The organism is Collinsella sp. WCA1-178-WT-3 (M1) (genome assembly GCF_009696325.1).
GTDB lineage: Bacteria > Actinomycetota > Coriobacteriia > Coriobacteriales > Coriobacteriaceae > Collinsella.
Map to the genome: position 1 here is coordinate 337,404 of NZ_VUME01000001.1, position 16,149 is coordinate 353,552.

At 60.3% G+C, this 16,149-nt stretch carries 18 protein-coding genes; all 18 read left to right on the forward strand.

Annotated elements, in window-relative coordinates:
* The first annotated feature begins 3 nt into the window (after positions 1-3).
* Complete coding sequence (locus FYJ40_RS01460; protein ID WP_370450532.1) at positions 4-4,479, forward strand: DNA-directed RNA polymerase subunit beta'; 4,476 nt, start codon at positions 4-6, stop codon at positions 4,477-4,479.
* A gap of 438 nt (positions 4,480-4,917) precedes the next feature.
* Positions 4,918-5,295, forward strand: a complete 378-nt coding sequence (gene rpsL / locus FYJ40_RS01465; protein WP_154514699.1) for a 30S ribosomal protein S12 — start codon at positions 4,918-4,920, stop codon at positions 5,293-5,295.
* A gap of 73 nt (positions 5,296-5,368) precedes the next feature.
* Positions 5,369-5,842 (forward strand): 30S ribosomal protein S7, encoded by a 474-nt coding sequence (gene rpsG / locus FYJ40_RS01470; protein WP_006235013.1) that lies wholly within the window; start codon positions 5,369-5,371, stop codon positions 5,840-5,842.
* 19 nt (positions 5,843-5,861) lie between these two features.
* Entirely contained in the window at positions 5,862-7,961 is a 2,100-nt protein-coding gene (fusA, locus tag FYJ40_RS01475; protein ID WP_154514697.1) for an elongation factor G, read from the forward strand.
* 60 nt (positions 7,962-8,021) lie between these two features.
* Positions 8,022-8,330: a 30S ribosomal protein S10 gene (rpsJ, locus tag FYJ40_RS01480; protein WP_154514695.1), complete on the forward strand. Its 309-nt coding sequence runs from the start codon at positions 8,022-8,024 to the stop codon at positions 8,328-8,330.
* Between the two features lie 140 nt (positions 8,331-8,470).
* Positions 8,471-9,625: a cation diffusion facilitator family transporter gene (locus FYJ40_RS01485; RefSeq protein WP_154514693.1), complete on the forward strand. Its 1,155-nt coding sequence runs from the start codon at positions 8,471-8,473 to the stop codon at positions 9,623-9,625.
* A gap of 39 nt (positions 9,626-9,664) precedes the next feature.
* Positions 9,665-10,285: a histidine phosphatase family protein gene (locus FYJ40_RS01490; RefSeq protein ID WP_154514691.1), complete on the forward strand. Its 621-nt coding sequence runs from the start codon at positions 9,665-9,667 to the stop codon at positions 10,283-10,285.
* Positions 10,286-10,733: 448 nt separating this feature from the next.
* Entirely contained in the window at positions 10,734-11,354 is a 621-nt protein-coding gene (rplC, locus tag FYJ40_RS01495; protein ID WP_089572481.1) for a 50S ribosomal protein L3, read from the forward strand.
* A 46-nt stretch (positions 11,355-11,400) separates the two neighbouring features.
* Complete coding sequence (gene rplD / locus FYJ40_RS01500) at positions 11,401-12,027, forward strand: 50S ribosomal protein L4 (RefSeq protein WP_006235032.1); 627 nt, start codon at positions 11,401-11,403, stop codon at positions 12,025-12,027.
* Positions 12,028-12,315 carry a 50S ribosomal protein L23 gene (gene rplW / locus FYJ40_RS01505; protein WP_006235033.1) on the forward strand — a complete coding sequence of 96 codons (288 nt, stop codon included), beginning with the start codon at positions 12,028-12,030 and terminating at the stop codon, positions 12,313-12,315. It abuts the gene before it with no gap.
* A gap of 179 nt (positions 12,316-12,494) precedes the next feature.
* The gene (rplB, locus tag FYJ40_RS01510) at positions 12,495-13,325 is read left to right on the forward strand and encodes a 50S ribosomal protein L2 (protein WP_117583062.1); all 831 of its coding nucleotides are present in this window, start codon (positions 12,495-12,497) and stop codon (positions 13,323-13,325) included.
* Between the two features lie 32 nt (positions 13,326-13,357).
* Positions 13,358-13,618 (forward strand): 30S ribosomal protein S19, encoded by a 261-nt coding sequence (rpsS, locus tag FYJ40_RS01515; RefSeq protein WP_006235035.1) that lies wholly within the window; start codon positions 13,358-13,360, stop codon positions 13,616-13,618.
* A 14-nt stretch (positions 13,619-13,632) separates the two neighbouring features.
* Positions 13,633-14,004, forward strand: coding sequence for a 50S ribosomal protein L22 (gene rplV, locus FYJ40_RS01520; protein ID WP_006235036.1), 372 nt, complete (start codon positions 13,633-13,635; stop codon positions 14,002-14,004).
* A 6-nt stretch (positions 14,005-14,010) separates the two neighbouring features.
* Positions 14,011-14,721, forward strand: coding sequence for a 30S ribosomal protein S3 (gene rpsC, locus FYJ40_RS01525; RefSeq protein WP_154514689.1), 711 nt, complete (start codon positions 14,011-14,013; stop codon positions 14,719-14,721).
* A complete protein-coding gene (gene rplP, locus FYJ40_RS01530) occupies positions 14,721-15,158 on the forward strand; it encodes a 50S ribosomal protein L16 (protein WP_370450531.1) in 438 nt (145 codons plus the stop codon). The genes rpsC and rplP overlap by 1 nt, the downstream gene beginning before the upstream one ends.
* On the forward strand, positions 15,158-15,373 hold the full coding sequence (gene rpmC / locus FYJ40_RS01535; RefSeq protein ID WP_006235039.1) for a 50S ribosomal protein L29: 216 nt from the start codon (positions 15,158-15,160) through the stop codon (positions 15,371-15,373). The genes rplP and rpmC overlap by 1 nt, the downstream gene beginning before the upstream one ends.
* 16 nt (positions 15,374-15,389) lie before the next feature.
* Positions 15,390-15,650, forward strand: coding sequence for a 30S ribosomal protein S17 (gene rpsQ, locus FYJ40_RS01540; protein WP_006235040.1), 261 nt, complete (start codon positions 15,390-15,392; stop codon positions 15,648-15,650).
* A 118-nt stretch (positions 15,651-15,768) separates the two neighbouring features.
* The gene (gene rplN, locus FYJ40_RS01545; protein ID WP_117734331.1) at positions 15,769-16,137 is read left to right on the forward strand and encodes a 50S ribosomal protein L14; all 369 of its coding nucleotides are present in this window, start codon (positions 15,769-15,771) and stop codon (positions 16,135-16,137) included.
* Positions 16,138-16,149: the final 12 nt, after the last annotated feature.

Genomic DNA, 16,149 nt, shown 5'->3' on the forward strand with positions numbered 1-16,149 from the left:
ACTGTGGCAGATTTCGAAGCTACTGAATTTGACTCGGTAAAGATCTCCCTTGCCTCCGCCGACCAGATCCGTTCCTGGTCGCACGGTGAGGTCAAGAAGCCGGAGACCATCAATTACCGTACCCTCAAGCCCGAGAAGGACGGCCTGTTCTGCGAGAAGATCTTCGGTCCCGCCAAGGACTGGGAGTGCTCCTGCGGCAAGTACAAGGGCATCCGCTTTAAGGGCATCGTCTGCGAGCGCTGCGGCGTCGAGGTCACCTCGGCCAAGGTGCGTCGCGACCGCATGGGCCATATCGAGCTCGCCGCTCCCGTGTCCCACATCTGGTACTTCAAGAGCCCCACGAGCTTCCCGATGAGCCGTATGCTCGACATCAAGTCCAAGGACCTCGAGAAGGTTCTGTACTTTGCCAGCTACATCATCACCGAGGTCGACTACGAGGCTCGCGAGGCCGACGCTGACGACCTGCGTGAGGAGCTCGCCGCCGATCTGGAAGAGATCGATGCCGAGTGCGCCCGCCAGATCGAGTCCCTCAAGGAGCAGGGCAACCCCGAGAACTTTGACGAGTTCTCCGACGAGGAGCCGCTGACCCCCGAGGAGATCGCCTCCGGCATCGTCGACATCGAGGAAGAGTGCAAGGACGAGAAACAGCTCCGCACGGACGCCTTCAACGCCTTCATGAAGCTCACCGAGCGCGACCTCATCTCCGATGAGCCGCTGTTCCGCGAGATGACCCGTTACTACTCCATGTACTTCAAGGGTGGCATGGGTGCCGAGGCCGTCCGCGACCTGCTCGCTGCCATCGACCTCCCCTCCGAGGCCGAGAAGCTCAAGGCCATCATCGCCGACGAGGACTCTCAGAAGCAGAAGCGCGAGAAGGCCGTCAAGCGCCTCGAGGTCGTTGACGCCTTCCTGAAGGGCGGCAACAGCCCCGCGAACATGATTCTGGATGTCATCCCGGTCATTCCGCCCGATCTGCGCCCGATGGTCCAGCTCGACGGCGGCCGCTTCGCCGCGTCCGACCTCAACGACCTGTATCGTCGCGTGATCAACCGTAACAACCGACTCAAGCGCCTGCTCGACCTGGACGCCCCTGCGATTATCGTGAACAACGAGAAGCGCATGCTCCAGGAGTCCGTGGACGCCCTGTTCGACAACGGCCGCCGTGGGCGCCCGGTCTCTGGCCGTGGTGGTCGCCCGCTCAAGTCGCTCGCCGAGGCCCTCAAGGGCAAGCAGGGTCGTTTCCGCCAGAACCTGCTGGGCAAGCGTGTCGACTACTCCGGCCGTTCGGTAATCGTTACCGACCCCAAGCTGCTGCTGCACCAGTGCGGTCTGCCCAAGACCATGGCGCTGGAGCTCTTCAAGCCCTTCGTCATGAAGCGCCTGGTCGAGCTTGGCAAGGTCGAGAACATCAAGGGCGCCAAGCGCGCTATCGACCGCGGTGCCACCTTTGTGTGGGACATCCTCGAAGAGGTCATCGACGGCCGTGTCGTGCTGCTCAACCGTGCACCGACCCTGCACCGTCTGTCCATCCAGGCCTTTGAGCCGGTGCTGGTCGAGGGCAAGGCTATCCACCTGCACCCGCTGGTCTGCGCGCCCTTCAACGCCGACTTCGACGGCGACCAGATGTCTGTCCACGTGCCGCTGTCCAGCCAGGCTCAGGCCGAGGCCCGCGTGCTCATGCTCTCTGCGAACAACCTGCGCTCGCCGGCATCCGGCAAGCCGGTCAACATCCCCTCGCAGGACATGATCATTGGTGTGTACTACCTGACCCAGGTCCGCGACGGTCTGCCGGGCGAGAACCACGTGTTCTCGAGCTTCGACGACGCGCTGCACGCCTATGACTGCCGCTCCGAAGTCGACATGCAGGCCAAGATTCAGGTCCGCGTGTCCGCCGAGAACGCCAACGTCATCAACGAGGACGGCACCCGTATCTTCCGCGTCAAGAACGGCAAGAACGAGTTCGTCGACTACGATGTCACCGGTAACAAGACCGCACGTTTCGAGACTTCTATCGGCCGCATCATCTTCAACCGCCAGTGCCTGCCCGAAGACTACGAGTTCATGAACTACAAGATGGTCAAGGGCGATGTGGCCAAGCTGGTTGCCGACTGCTGCGATCGTTACCCCGAGGCCAAGGTCGGCCCGATCCTCGACTCTATCAAGTACTCCGGCTTCCACTACGCTACCCGCGCCGGCCTCACCATCTCGGTGTGGGACGCTCTCATCCCTGCCGAGAAGCAGGAGCTGCTCGACCGCGCCCAGGCCAACGTCGACCAGATCAACGAGTACTTCGAGGAGGGCTTCATCAACGAGACGGAGCGCCACATCGAAGTCGTTAACGAGTGGACCGCTTGTACCGACAAGGTCGCAGCGCTCATGCTCGACATGTTCGACGAGGAGAACCCGCTGTACATGATGGCCGACTCCGGCGCCCGTGGTTCTAAGACCCAGCTGCGTCAGCTCGGCGGCATGCGTGGCCTGATGGCAGATATGTCCGGCGAGACGATCGACCTTCCCATTAAGGCGAACTTCCGCGAGGGCCTGCTGCCGCTCGAGTACTTCATTTCGACCTACGGCGCCCGTAAGGGCCTGGTCGATACCGCATCCCACACCTCGGACTCTGGCTACCTGACCCGTCGTCTGGTCGACGTGGCCCAGGACGTCATCGTCCGCGAGGAGGACTGCGGTACGCACGAGGGCGTCACCTACAACCTCATCATCCCCGGCACCACCGACCTCAACACCGATCTTGTCGGCCGTTGCTTTATTGAGGACGTCGTGGCTCCCGATGGCACCGTGCTCTTTGAGCAGGACGGCTATATCGAGAAGGTCGCCGACATCCAGAAGATGGTCGATGCGGGCCTTAAGAAGGTCAAGCTTCGCGCGCTGCTCACCTGCCGCTCCAAGTACGGCGTGTGCCAGAAGTGCTACGGCTGGGATCTTTCCACCCGTCGTCCGGTCGCCATCGGTACCGCAGTCGGCATTATTGCCGCCCAGTCCATCGGCGAGCCCGGTACGCAGCTTACGATGCGTACCATTCACTCCGGCGGCGTCGCTGGCGTCGACGATATTACGCAGGGTCTGCCTACGGTCAGCCGTATGTTCGATATCGTCGGCAACGTCAACGAGAAGATCCTGGGTCGCGAGGCCGAGCTGGCTCCGTACTCCGGCCACCTCTCGATTAAGCCCGAGAAGTCCGAGTACGTGCTGACGCTCACCGACTCCGAGGATCACACCCGTGTCCTCGACGAGCGTCGCGTCCCCGCTTCGGTGCGCTTTATGCCCGAGATCGAGGACGGCTGCGAGGTTCGCGCCGGCGACCAGATCACCAAGGGCTTCGTCAACTTCCGCAACCTGCGCAAGCTGACCGACATCGAGTCGACGATGCACACCTTCGTCGAGAGCGTCAAGGACGTCTACACCAGCCAGGGCGTCGACCTGAACGACAAGCACATCGAGGTGCTCGCACGTCAGATGCTGCGTCGCGTTCAGATCACCAACCCCGGCGACTCCAAGTACCTGCTTGGTCAGTACGTCGACCGCTACGAGTTCGCCGACGAGGTCGAGCGCGTTGCCCGTCTGGGCGGTCAGGCTCCCGTGGCTGAGCCCGTCATCTTGGGTACGCTCAAGGTTGCGTCCAACATCGACTCCTGGCTGTCGAGCGCTTCGTTCATCCGTACCGCCGGCGTCCTTACCGAGGCTGCTATTGAGGGCAAGGTCGACCACCTGCTCGACCTTAAGTCCAACGTCATCGTCGGTAAGAAGATCCCGGCTGGTACCGGCCTCAAGCCGTACGCTAACGCCAAGCTGACGTATCGCACGGCCGACGGCTACGTGGACATCGATGGTCCGGCTTCGCCCAACGCCAAGTCGCTGCCCGAGTGGGCTCCCGTGGAGCTCAAGGACCTGGACGAGCGGCTCCCACAGCAGCTCGACTGGGCCGGCTACGACGAGTTTGGCGGTGCTGACGGTTCGTTCACCCGCAACGGCCACACCATCTCCGCCGAGAAGGCTCGCCTGTACCTGTTCGACGACCTGGGCGTGTCGCAGCGCTGGACCAACAAGTTCAGCGAGGTCGGCATCGAGACGGTCGGCGACCTGGTTGGCAAGTCCGAGGAGGATCTGCTGCGCATCGATGGCATCGGTGCCAAGGCGATCGAGGAGCTCCGCGACGGCCTCGAGGCCCACGACCTGCTCTACATCCTCGAGAACAACGACGACGTTGCCGACGAGGAAGACCTCTCGCAGCTGCTGCAGATGGTCTTTAGCCCCGACGGTCCGGACGACATCCTGCTGGGCACCTCCGCTCCGACGCATCACGCCGATGCCGACGAGGAGCTCCTGGGCGCCCCGATCGACGACAAGAAGGCTTCCGCCAACGGTGCCATCAACGAGGACATGGCTTCCCTCGACGAGCTGCTCAACCAGCTCGTGGACACCGACGACGCCGAAGAGGCCAAGGACAACGACGGGGAGTAATTTCCCAGTACGTTAACCGCCCTTCCAAAGACCCGCTTCCCAACAGGGGAGCGGGTCTTTTTTGTTGAGGAACGTTGCCCTGACGAGCACGTAGGATTTCCGGGACGGGCGGCCCAGGGGTTAAGTTTGTCGCGAGTTCCGCACGCAAAGGAAAGCACTTAATGTGCTTTCCGTCTTGCGCAGGACTGTAGAACAGCAAACTTAACCCCTATGCCGCCCGTCCCGGGAATCCGCCCTCGCGCACAGGAGGGGATTCCTTTTGTGTAGGCTTTGCGGAAATGTGGCTATTTTAGGATACGCCCGGCGGCGTGGTCTGTTGACGACACAGCTAACGGCACGTATCCTATCGAACTGCGTGTTTCGTAGGGGGATGCTGACCCCTCGATTCAAGCCGTTGCACTTTACAGAAAGCTGGAATCATTCGAGAAGGAGTACGCTTTGCCTACTATTAACCAGCTGGTTCGCCAGGGCCGTCGTTCCGCGCCCAAGAAGTCCAAGAACGCTGCTCTGCAGCACAACTCCCAGAAGCGCGGCGTGTGCACCCGCGTCTTCACCACGAGCCCCAAGAAGCCGAACTCGGCTCTTCGTAAGGTTGCCCGTGTTCGCCTCGTCAACGGCATCGAAGTTACTGCTTACATTCCGGGTGAGGGCCACAACCTGCAGGAGCACTCCATCGTGCTCGTCCGCGGCGGTCGTGTTCGTGACCTCCCTGGTGTCCGTTATCACGTCATCCGTGGCGCCTACGACGCTGCTCCGGTCCAGAACCGTATGCAGGCCCGTTCCAAGTACGGTGCTAAGCGCCCCAAGGCCAAATAAGACAGATAACGTTTTGATACTTTCGCCGTGTGCCGCCTAAGCGCCGCACGGTAGACACTTAAGGAGATTTCACATGCCGCGTCGTGCAGCAGCTAATCGTCGTGAGGTTCAGCCTGACGCCGTTTACAACAACCGCCTGGTGACTCAGCTCATCAACAAGGTCCTTCTTGACGGCAAGAAGGCCACCGCTGAGCGCATCGTTTACACCGCTTTCGAGATCGTTGCCGAGAAGTCCGAGGGTGGCGACGCTCTCGCTACCTTCAAGAAGGCTATGGACAACGTCAAGCCCACGCTCGAGGTTAAGCCCAAGCGTGTCGGTGGCGCTACCTATCAGGTCCCGATGGAGGTCAACTCCCGTCGTTCCACCGCTCTGGGCATCCGCTGGATCGTCAACTTCTCCCGCGCTCGCAAGGAGAAGACCATGGCTGAGCGTCTCGCAAACGAGATTCTCGACGCTTCCAACGGCCTGGGCGCTTCCGTCAAGAAGCGTGAGGACGTCTTCAAGATGGCCGAGGCCAACCGCGCGTTCTCTCACTATCGTTGGTAAGTTAAGGTAAGGAACTAACATGGCTAAGGCTAAGCACAAGCTTTCCGATACCCGTAACATCGGCATCATGGCCCACATCGATGCCGGTAAGACCACCACGACCGAGCGTATTCTTTACTACACCGGTAAGACCCACAAGATTGGTGAGGTCCATGAGGGCGCTGCCACCATGGACTGGATGGTTCAGGAGCAGGAGCGCGGCGTAACCATTACCTCCGCTGCTACCACGTGCTTCTGGAACAAGGACGGTAAGGACTACCGCATCCAGATCATCGACACCCCGGGCCACGTTGACTTCACCGCCGAGGTCGAGCGCTGCCTGCGCGTCCTCGATGGCGCTGTCGCCGTCTTCGACGCCGTTGCCGGCGTCCAGCCCCAGTCTGAGACCGTTTGGCGTCAGGCTTCTACCTTCAACGTTCCCCGCATCGCCTTCATCAACAAGTATGACCGCGTGGGCGCTGACTTCTTCAACGCTATCGAGACCATGAAGGATCGTCTCGACGCCAACGCCGTGGCCGCTCAGGTCCCGATGGGCGCCGAGGACAACTTCTGGGGCGTCATCGACCTGGTCACCATGACTGCATGGGACTTCAAGGCCGATGAGAAGGGCATGACCTACCCCGAGCCGATGGACGAGATCCCGGCTGAGTTCGCCGACATCGCTGCCACCAAGCGCGAGGAGCTCCTCGACGCCGCTGCCAGCTTTGACGACGAGCTCATGGAGAAGATCCTCATGGAGGAGGACTTCACCGTCGAGGAGCTCAAGGCTGCTCTTCGCAAGGGCGTTCTGGCCAACGAGCTCAACCTCGTCTTTGTGGGCTCCGCCTACAAGAACAAGGGCGTTCAGGAGCTGCTCGACGCTGTCGTCGACTACCTGCCCAGCCCGCTCGACGTTGAGGCCGTCACCGGTACCGATCCGGAAACCGGCGAGGAGATCGTGCGTCATCCCTCCTTCGACGAGCCCTTCTCCGGCCTGGTCTTCAAGATCATGACCGACCCGTTCGTCGGTAAGCTCACCTACGTCCGCGTTTATTCCGGTCGCGCCGAGTCCGGCTCCTACGTGGTCAACGCCTCCAACGGTCAGCGCGAGCGCCTCGGCCGCATCCTCGAGATGAACGCCGCCGAGCGTATCGACCGTGACGACGCTTGCGCCGGTGACATCGTCGCCTGCGTTGGCTTCAAGAACTCCACCACCGGTGACACCCTGTGCGCCGAGGGCAAGGAGATCGTCCTCGAGAAGATCGAGTTCGCTAAGCCCGTTATCGACGTTGCCATCGAGCCCAAGACCAAGGCCGAGCAGGACAAGATGTCCCTGGCTCTGACCAAGCTCGCCGAGGAGGACCCGACCTTCACGGTGTCCACCAACCACGAGACCGGCCAGACCATCATCGCCGGCATGGGCGAGCTGCACCTCGAGATCATCGTTGACCGTCTGCTCCGTGAGTTCAAGGTTGACGCTAACGTCGGTAAGCCCCAGGTTGCCTACCGCGAGACCGCTGGTCACGACGTCGAGAGGGCTGAGGGCAAGTTCGTCCGTCAGTCCGGCGGTCGCGGTCAGTACGGCCACGCCGTCATCAAGCTCGAGAAGATGGAGGAGGGCTTCGGCTACGAGTTCGTCAACGCTATCGTCGGCGGCGTCGTGCCCAAGGAGTACATCCCGTCCATCGACAAGGGCATCCAGGAGGCCCTGAACACCGGTGTTATCGCCGGCTTCCCGGTCCTCGACGTTAAAGTCACCCTGTTCGACGGTTCTTACCACGAGGTCGACTCCTCCGAGGCCGCCTTCAAGATCGCCGGTTCCATGGCTATCAAGGACGCCCTCAAGAAGTCCGATCCGCAGCTGCTCGAGCCGATCATGGCTGTCGAGGTCGAGACCCCCGAGCAGTACATGGGCGACGTTATGGGCAACCTCTCCGGTCGCCGCGGCAAGATCGAGGGCATGGAGGATCGCAAGAACACCAAGCTCATCCGTGCCAAGGTGCCGCTGGGCGAGATGTTCGGTTACGCTACCGACCTTCGCTCCCAGACCCAGGGCCGTGCATCCTACACGATGCAGTTCGACTCTTATGAGCCTGCGCCCAAGTCCATCGTGGACGAGGTCATGAGCAAGAACGCCTAAGTTCGAGCTCCCTGTTACGTAATCCGCGAGAACATCTCTCGCACTCTTTGGAGGTTTAAGTTGGCTACCCAGAAGATCCGCATTCGCCTCAAGGGCTATGATCACGAGGTCGTCGATCAGTCCGCGAAGCTCATTGTCGAGACCGCTCAGAAGACCGGCGCTCGCGTTTCCGGCCCCATCCCCCTGCCCACCGAGCGCAACCTCTACACGGTCATCCGCTCGCCGCACAAGGACAAGGACTCCCGCGAGCAGTTCGAGATGCGCACCCACAAGCGCCTCATCGACATCCTCGACCCCACCTCGGGCACCGTTGATTCGCTCATGCGTCTCGACCTCCCCGCTGGCGTCGACATCGACATCAAGCTCTAAGCTTTTTGCTCGATAGTGCGATTTGTAAGGCCGCAGCCCTAAGGGTTGCGGCCTTTTTTGTATCGGTGGGGTAAAGGGTCTACACTACTGAGCTATTCGACAAACGGGTGTATGAGTAAAACTGTTGGGGGCAGATATTGATGGTCGAGTGGATCGTTCGTCGTGCGCAGGGCGACCGTGCGCGCGTGGGCACGTTGGCGGGTGTGGTGTGTATTCTCGCCAATGTGGCGCTATGCGCTGCGAAGGGTGCAATTGGCGTGCTGTCGGGATCGGTTTCGATTGTGGCGGACGCCATGAACAACCTGTCTGACGCCAGCTCAAACATCGTGAGCGTGCTTGGCTTTAAGCTGGCGGGCAAGCCGGCAGACCCCGAGCACCCTTACGGCCATGGTCGCTACGAGTATCTCTCGGGTCTGGTCGTGGCGGCGCTCGTGCTGCTCATCGGCCTCGAACTGGTGAAGTCCTCGTTTGAGCGCATCGTCCACCCCGAACCCGTCGAGTTCTCGCTTGCCCTGGTGGCAGTCTTGGCGCTTTCGATGGTTGTTAAACTGTGGATGGCGGCCCTCAACCAAAAGCTCGGTGACCGTATTGAGTCTGAGACGCTGCATGCGACCGCGCAAGATTCCAAGAACGATGTCCTTGCCACAGGCGCCGTGTTAGCGTGCGCAATTGTTTCTCAGGTGACGCATATCAATCTTGATGCTTGGGTCGGCCTTGCCGTTGGCGCCTATATTGGCTGGAGCGGTTTTGAACTCATCCAGGATACGGTGAGTCCGCTTTTGGGTCAGGCGCCCGATCCCAAGCTGGTCGAACATATTCGCGGCAAGATCATGAGCTACCCTGGCGTTTTGGGCGTTCATGACCTAATGGTTCACGACTACGGCCCGGGCAGGAAGTTCGCAAGCGCTCACGCCGAGATGGCGGCCGAGGCCAGCCCGCTGGAAAGTCACGACACGCTCGACAACATTGAACAGGCATTTAGGGACGAAGACGACATGATTGTCACGCTTCACTACGATCCCATCGTGACCGATGACCCCAAGGTGGCGAGCATGCGCTTGCGCATTCACGCCATGGCCCAACAGATCGATAGCCGCCTTTCGATTCATGACCTGCGCTGTGTGCCGGGTCCTACGCACACCAACGTGATCTTTGACTGCGTGCGTCCCTCGGATTTGGGCATGGGGTCCGATGAGCTCAAGCACGCGTTGGCCCAGAGGGTCGAATCGGAATATCCCAAGTCGATTGCCAAGATTACGATCGACGAGGACTACGTAGGGCATACCCACGAGTAGGTCTGCGCCGGCAAAGCACGTTATACAGAAGGGGAGAATATGAAGAGGCTGTATCTGCTCCGCCACGGCCAGACGGAATTCAACGTAAAAAAGCTCGTCCAGGGTCGCTGTGATTCACCGCTTACCGATTTGGGCCGTCAACAGGCCCAAGCGGCAGCCGAATGGCTCAAAGCCCACGGCGTCGTCCCCGACAAAGTGGTCTCATCACCTTTAGGCCGAGCCATGGACACGGCAAGTCTCGTCGCATGCGAGATCCTCGGTCCGGATGCTACTGTCGAGTCCTGCGAAGGCATCATCGAGCGCGGCTATGGAACCTTCGAGGAAGGCCCGCACGACGCATTGCCTACCGACGTTTGGGATCCGGGCGAGGATTTGGTCCCCTTCGGAGGAGAAGGAAGCCGCGCGCTGCAAGAACGCATGGTAGACACCCTCACCAATCTCATGGGCGCCGAGGGCATCGAAACCCTTCTAGCAGTAAGCCACGGCAGCGCCAGCCGCCAATTCATCAAGGCTGCAGCTCCAGAGGGCTTCGAGCTCCCAGCAAAACTCCCCAACTGCGCCATCATGATCTTCGATTTCGACGATGCGCGAGAAGAGGACGATACGCCCCAATGCAAGTTCACCTTGCAGCAAATTGTGGATCCCCAACAAAGTCATTAGCTGAGCGAGCAGAGTTAAGCAGACATCAACGTGGCGTCACCCGAGCTTGGCAGAGGGGCGGCGAAATATATTAAGTTTGTCGCGAGTTCCGCACGCAAAGGAAAGCACTTAATGTGCTTTCCGTCTTGCGCAGGACTGTAGAGCAGCAAACTTAATATATTTTGCCGCCCCTCTGCCAAGCCCAGGCGACTTCACGCACTTTACCTGCGTAAACAATGTGAGTGAAATATGAATCTCGATGGATACGCCCGCAGCCGTGTATACTAAACAGCTGTGTGAAACCAGGGGAGTATTCTGGCTGGACAAAATGCCTGCTTAATAGGGTTGTCAGGTAGTCCGGACGCAATACAAGGCTGGGGAGCACGTCGTGTAAGTAGTGGTCCTCTAGGGGCGTACGCTCGGTGGTGTACGCATTGTCCCAAGACCACGCGAGAGTTGGGATCATATCTTGATCAGCATGATTCTCGGCCGCAAGATTGGCATGACCCAGGTTTGGGACGAGAACGACAACGTCGTTCCCGTCACGGTCATCCAGGCTGGCCCCTGCGCTGTCTCGCAGGTTAAAACTCAGGCAACCGACGGCTATGACGCCGTCCAGATCGGTTTCGGCGACATCAAGGCCAAGAACGTGAACAAGCCCATGGCTGGTCACTTCGCCAAGGCCGGCGTCGAGCCTGTCCGCTTCCTTCGTGAGGTCCGCGTCGAGAACGGCGAGGAGCACAAGGTCGGCGAGGTCGTCACCGTCGCTGATTTCGCTGATGTCGAGAAGGTCGACGTCATCGGTACCTCCAAGGGTAAGGGCTTCCAGGGTCGCATCAAGCGCTGGGGTCAGCGCCGCGGTCCTATGACGCATGGTTCTCACTTCCAGCGTCACCCCGGTTCTATCGGTCAGTGCGCCTATCCTGCGCGCGTCCTCAAGGGCGTCAAGATGGCCGGCCACATGGGTAACGAGCGCGTTACCGTCAAGAACCTTTCCGTTGTCCGCATCGATGCCGAGCAGAACCTCATCTTGGTCAAGGGCGCTGTCCCGGGTGCCAAGAATGGTCTCGTCGCCATCCGTATGGCCTAAGGGCCCAGCCCATTTAGCCCAGCGTCATACCAAGGAGAACACTTAAATGGCAAAGTTTGAAGTAAAGAACAGCGAGGGCAAGAAGGTCGCCGAGGCCGAGCTCGCCGCTGAGGTGTACGGCATCGAGCCGAACATCCACGTTATGCACCACATCGTCAAGTGCCAGATGGCCTCTTGGCGTCAGGGCACCCAGTCCGCTAAGGGCCGCTCTGAGGTTTCCGGTGGCGGCAAGAAGCCTTGGCGTCAGAAGGGCACCGGTCGTGCCCGCCAGGGTTCCATCCGTGCTGCCCAGTGGCGTCACGGTGGCGTTGTCTTCGCCCCCAAGCCCCGTTCCTACGCTAAGCGTATGAACAACAAGGAGGTCAAGCTGGCTATGCGCTCTGCGCTGTCCGCCAAGCTGGCCGATGGCGAGCTCGTGCTCGTCGACGACTACGGCTTCGAGAAGCCTTCCACCAAGGCTGCCGTTGCCATGCTCAAGGCTCTTGGCCTTGAGGGCAAGCGTCTGACCATCATCGTTCGCGATGAGGACGTCAACGCCTACCTGTCGTTCCGCAACATTCCCAAGACGTTCATCATCACTGCCGACGAGGCCAACACCTATGATCTCGTCAACAACAACGCTGTGCTGATGCCCGCCGACATCGCCGCTCACTTCGGGGAGGTGCTTGCATAAATGACCGCCCACGAGATCATCATCCGTCCGATCGTGTCCGAGCGTTCCTTCTCCGGCATGGAGCAGAACAAGTACACGTTCGAGGTCGCCAAGGATGCTAACAAGTATCAGATCAAGGACGCTGTCGAGGAGATCTTCGGCGTCAAGGTCGTTCGCGTGAACACCCTGACGGTCAAGCCCAAGACCAAGCGCGTGCGCTATGTCGCCGGCAAGACCCGTTCTTGGAAGAAGGCCATCGTTACGCTGGCCGAGGGCGACACCATCGAGGTCTTTGGCAACCAGGCCTAAGACTCGCTGCTGTTGAGTGAGCTCATGCCTCCCAAATAGGGGAGGCGAGAGCTCAAGGTTTTGGGCGTATAAAATGGACACGCCCGGAACCGTGTATACGTCCGGTGTCATCGCACCCGAGGCAGAACCTCGAATCCCTGTCTGCGATGGCTAACGGATACCTATTGAAAGGGATTGTAATGGCTGTAAAGCACCTTAAGCCGACCTCCGCTGGTAGGCGTTGGCAGACGATCTCCGACTTCTCCGAGATCACCTGCACCAAGCCCGAGAAGTCTCTTCTCGAGCCCCTGCCCAAGAAGGCCGGTCGTAACAACAACGGCCGCATCACCACCCGCCACCAGGGCGGCGGCGTGAAGCGTCGTTACCGCGTGATCGACTTCAAGCGCAACAAGGACGGCGTGCCCGCCAAGGTTGCCACGATCGAGTACGATCCGAACCGTTCCGCTCGCATCGCTCTGCTGCACTATGCTGACGGTGAGAAGCGCTATATCCTGGCCCCCAAGGGCCTCGAGGTCGGTCAGACCGTCATGTCCGGTTCTGACGCCGACATCAAGCCGGGCAACGCTCTGCCCCTCGCCGACATCCCCGTCGGTACGCTCATCCACGCCGTCGAGTTCCAGCCGGGCAAGGGCGCCGCTATCGCCCGTTCCGCCGGTAACTCCTGCCAGCTGATGGGTAAGGAGGGCAAGTACGCCATCGTCCGTATGCCTTCCTCCGAGATGCGCCGCATCCTCGTTACCTGCCGCGCCACCGTCGGTGAGGTCGGCAACGCTGATCACGCCAACATCGTCATCGGCAAGGCCGGCCGTAAGCGTCACATGAACGTGCGCCCGACCGTCCGCGGTACCGTTATGAACCCTGTCGACCACCCGCACGGCGGTGGCGAGGGCAAGAACCACACCTCTGGTCGTCCCTCTGTTACCCCCTGGGGTAAGCCGACGAAGGGCCTTCGTACGCGCAAGAAGAAGAAGGTCTCGAACCAGCACATCATTCGTCGCCGTAAGAAGTAATTTCGGATACCGAGTTTTAGGAGAAAGCACTTATGAGCAGAAGTCTCAAAAAGGGCCCGTTCGTGGAGACTCGCCTTCTCTCGCGTATCACCGCGATGAACGAGGCTGGCAAGAAGGACGTCGTGAAGACTTGGTCCCGCGCGTCCACCATCTTCCCCGAGATGGTTGGTCACACCATCGCCGTCCACGACGGCCGCAAGCATGTGCCCGTGTATGTTACCGAGTCCATGGTTGGTCACAAGCTCGGCGAGTTTGCGCCGACTCGTACGTTCCGTGGCCACAAGGCCAAATAGGGGGTTAACCGTAAATGGCAACTAAGTCTATTGAAACTGAGGCCACCGAGGTTCGCGCCGTCGCTAAGTACGTGCGTGTTTCCCCCAGCAAGGCCCGCCTGGTGGTCGATCTGATCCGCCGCAAGCCTGTCGCTCAGGCCTTCGACATCCTCCACTTCTGCGACCGCGCCGTCGCCGTGGATGTCGAGAAGGTTCTCCGTTCCGCCGTTGCGAACGCCGAGAACAACAACGGTCTGCGTGCCGACAACCTGGTTGTCGCTGCTGCCTATGTTGACGAGGGTCCGACGCTTAAGCGCATCCGTCCCCGCGCCAAGGGTTCCGCTTCTCGCATTCTGAAGCGTACTTCCCACATCACCGTCGTCGTTGCTCCTCGAAAGGAGGCGTAAAGCTGTATGGGTCAGAAAGTCTACCCCACCGGCTTCCGTCTTGGCATCACCGAGAACTGGCGCTCCCGCTGGTTCGCAGAGAAGGATTACGCTAAGACCCTCGGTAACGATCTCGAGATCCGCAAGTACCTCGAGAAGCGTCTCTCCCGCGCAGCTGTCTCCCGCGTCGAGATCGAGCGCGCTGGCGACAAGGTGAAGGTCATTATCTTCACCGCTCGCCCCGGCGTTGTCATCGGTAAGAAGGGTGCCGAGATCGATACCCTTCGCACCGAGCTCGAGAAGGTCGCTGGCGTCTCCAAGGGCCAGCTCTCCGTCGACGTTGTCGAGATCAAGCGCCCCGAGCTCGACGCCAACCTCGTTGCTCAGTCTATCGCTGAGCAGCTCGAGGGCCGCGTTGCCTTCCGTCGCGCTATGCGCAAGGCTGTCCAGTCCGCCCGCAAGGCCGGCGCTAAGGGCATCCGTATCCAGTGCTCCGGTCGTCTCGGCGGTGCCGAGATGGGCCGTCGTGAGTGGTACCGTGAGGGTCGCGTGCCTCTGCACACCCTCCGTGCCAAGATCGACTACGGCACGGCTGTCGCCAGCACCACCATGGGTGCCTGCGGCGTGAAGGTCTGGATCTACCTGGGCGAGAAGCTCCCGGGCCAGCCTGTTCCCAACCCTGCACTCGAGGGCTCTTCCCGTCCTCGTCGTCGTAACTCCGAGAGGAGGGGTCAGTAGTGCTTGCCCCTAAGCGTATTCTTCACCGCAAGGTGCAGCGTGGCTCCATGAAGGGCCAGGCCAAGGGTAATACCGAGCTGCATTTCGGCGAGTTTGGTATCCAGGCTCTCGAGGCCCATTGGATCACCAACCGTCAGATCGAGGCCGCTCGTATTGCCATGACCCGCTACATGAAGCGTGGCGGTCGTGTCTACATCACGATCTTCCCCGATAAGCCCATCACTAAGAAGCCTGCCGAGACTCGCATGGGTTCTGGTAAGGGTAACCCCGAGGAGTGGGTGGCCGTCGTCAAGCCCGGCCGCATCATGTTCGAGGTCAAGGGCGTGCCCGAGGAGGTCGCTCGCGAGGCTCTGCGTCTGGCGCAGCACAAGCTCCCCATCAAGACCAAGATCGTCGCTAAGCCTGCCGCTACAGAGACGGCCGAGGAGGAGAACTAATGAAGCCCGCAGAGATTCGTGAGCTCTCGGACGCTCAGCTCGTTGAGAAGCTGAAGGAAATGCGCGCCGAGCTCTTTAACCTTCGTTTCCAGATGGCCACCAGCCAGCTGGACAACACCGCTCGCGTCAACACCGTGAAGAAGGACATCGCTCGCGTCCTCACGGAGCAGCGCGCCCGCGAGATCGCAGCGGAGAAGTCCGCTGTCGCCGAGTAGGACCTAAGGAGAGAATATGACTGATTCGCGTAACTCGCGTAAGGTCCGTACGGGTGTCGTTACCTCCGTCTCCGGTGCCAAGACCATCGTTGTCACCATCACCGAGCGCAAGCGTCACCCCAAGTACGGCAAGATGATGACCAGCTCCAAGAAGCTGCACGCTCACGACGAGGAGTGCACGGCTGGCGTGGGCGACACCGTCCGCGTTATGGAGACCCGTCCTATGTCCAAGATGAAGCGTTGGCGCCTCATCGAGGTCGTCGAGCGCGCTAAATAAGCAGTCGCTCTTACGACTTGTACGTTTCCGAAGATGTGCGTATGCCTGGCTTGCATACCACGGGCCGCATAAAGGCTGCGCACCTCTCTTCGGTTCTTAGTTCGGAGGAACATCTACCATGATTCAGATGCAAACCATGCTGAACGTCGCCGACAACTCCGGCGCTCGCAAGATTCGCTGCATCAAGGTGCTTGGCGGTTCCAAGCGTCGTTATGCAGGCATCGGCGATGTGTTCATCGGTGCTGTCCAGGAGGCTACCCCTGGCGCCAACGTCAAGAAGAAGGACGTTGTCCGTTGCGTCGTCGTTCGCACCGTTAAGGAGATCCGCCGCAAGGATGGCTCCTACATTCGCTTTGATGATAACGCCTGCGTTGTCATCAACAACGATGGTTCGCCCGTCGGCACCCGTATCTTCGGGCCCGTCGCTCGCGAGCTTCGTGACAAGAAGTACATGAAGATCGTCTCGCTCGCTCCCGAGACCCTGTAGTTAGGGGAGATA

Coding starts and splice junctions, on each gene's coding strand:
- rpsC (WP_154514689.1), top strand. CDS start 14,011: ATGGGTCAGAAAGTCTACCCCACCGGCTTCCGTCTTGGCATCACCGAG.
- rplV (WP_006235036.1), top strand. CDS start 13,633: ATGGCAACTAAGTCTATTGAAACTGAGGCCACCGAGGTTCGCGCCGTC.
- rpsS (WP_006235035.1), top strand. CDS start 13,358: ATGAGCAGAAGTCTCAAAAAGGGCCCGTTCGTGGAGACTCGCCTTCTC.
- fusA (WP_154514697.1), top strand. CDS start 5,862: ATGGCTAAGGCTAAGCACAAGCTTTCCGATACCCGTAACATCGGCATC.
- FYJ40_RS01485 (WP_154514693.1), top strand. CDS start 8,471: ATGGTCGAGTGGATCGTTCGTCGTGCGCAGGGCGACCGTGCGCGCGTG.
- rpsQ (WP_006235040.1), top strand. CDS start 15,390: ATGACTGATTCGCGTAACTCGCGTAAGGTCCGTACGGGTGTCGTTACC.
- rpmC (WP_006235039.1), top strand. CDS start 15,158: ATGAAGCCCGCAGAGATTCGTGAGCTCTCGGACGCTCAGCTCGTTGAG.
- FYJ40_RS01490 (WP_154514691.1), top strand. CDS start 9,665: ATGAAGAGGCTGTATCTGCTCCGCCACGGCCAGACGGAATTCAACGTA.
- rplD (WP_006235032.1), top strand. CDS start 11,401: ATGGCAAAGTTTGAAGTAAAGAACAGCGAGGGCAAGAAGGTCGCCGAG.
- rplB (WP_117583062.1), top strand. CDS start 12,495: ATGGCTGTAAAGCACCTTAAGCCGACCTCCGCTGGTAGGCGTTGGCAG.
- rplW (WP_006235033.1), top strand. CDS start 12,028: ATGACCGCCCACGAGATCATCATCCGTCCGATCGTGTCCGAGCGTTCC.
- rpsG (WP_006235013.1), top strand. CDS start 5,369: ATGCCGCGTCGTGCAGCAGCTAATCGTCGTGAGGTTCAGCCTGACGCC.
- rplN (WP_117734331.1), top strand. CDS start 15,769: ATGATTCAGATGCAAACCATGCTGAACGTCGCCGACAACTCCGGCGCT.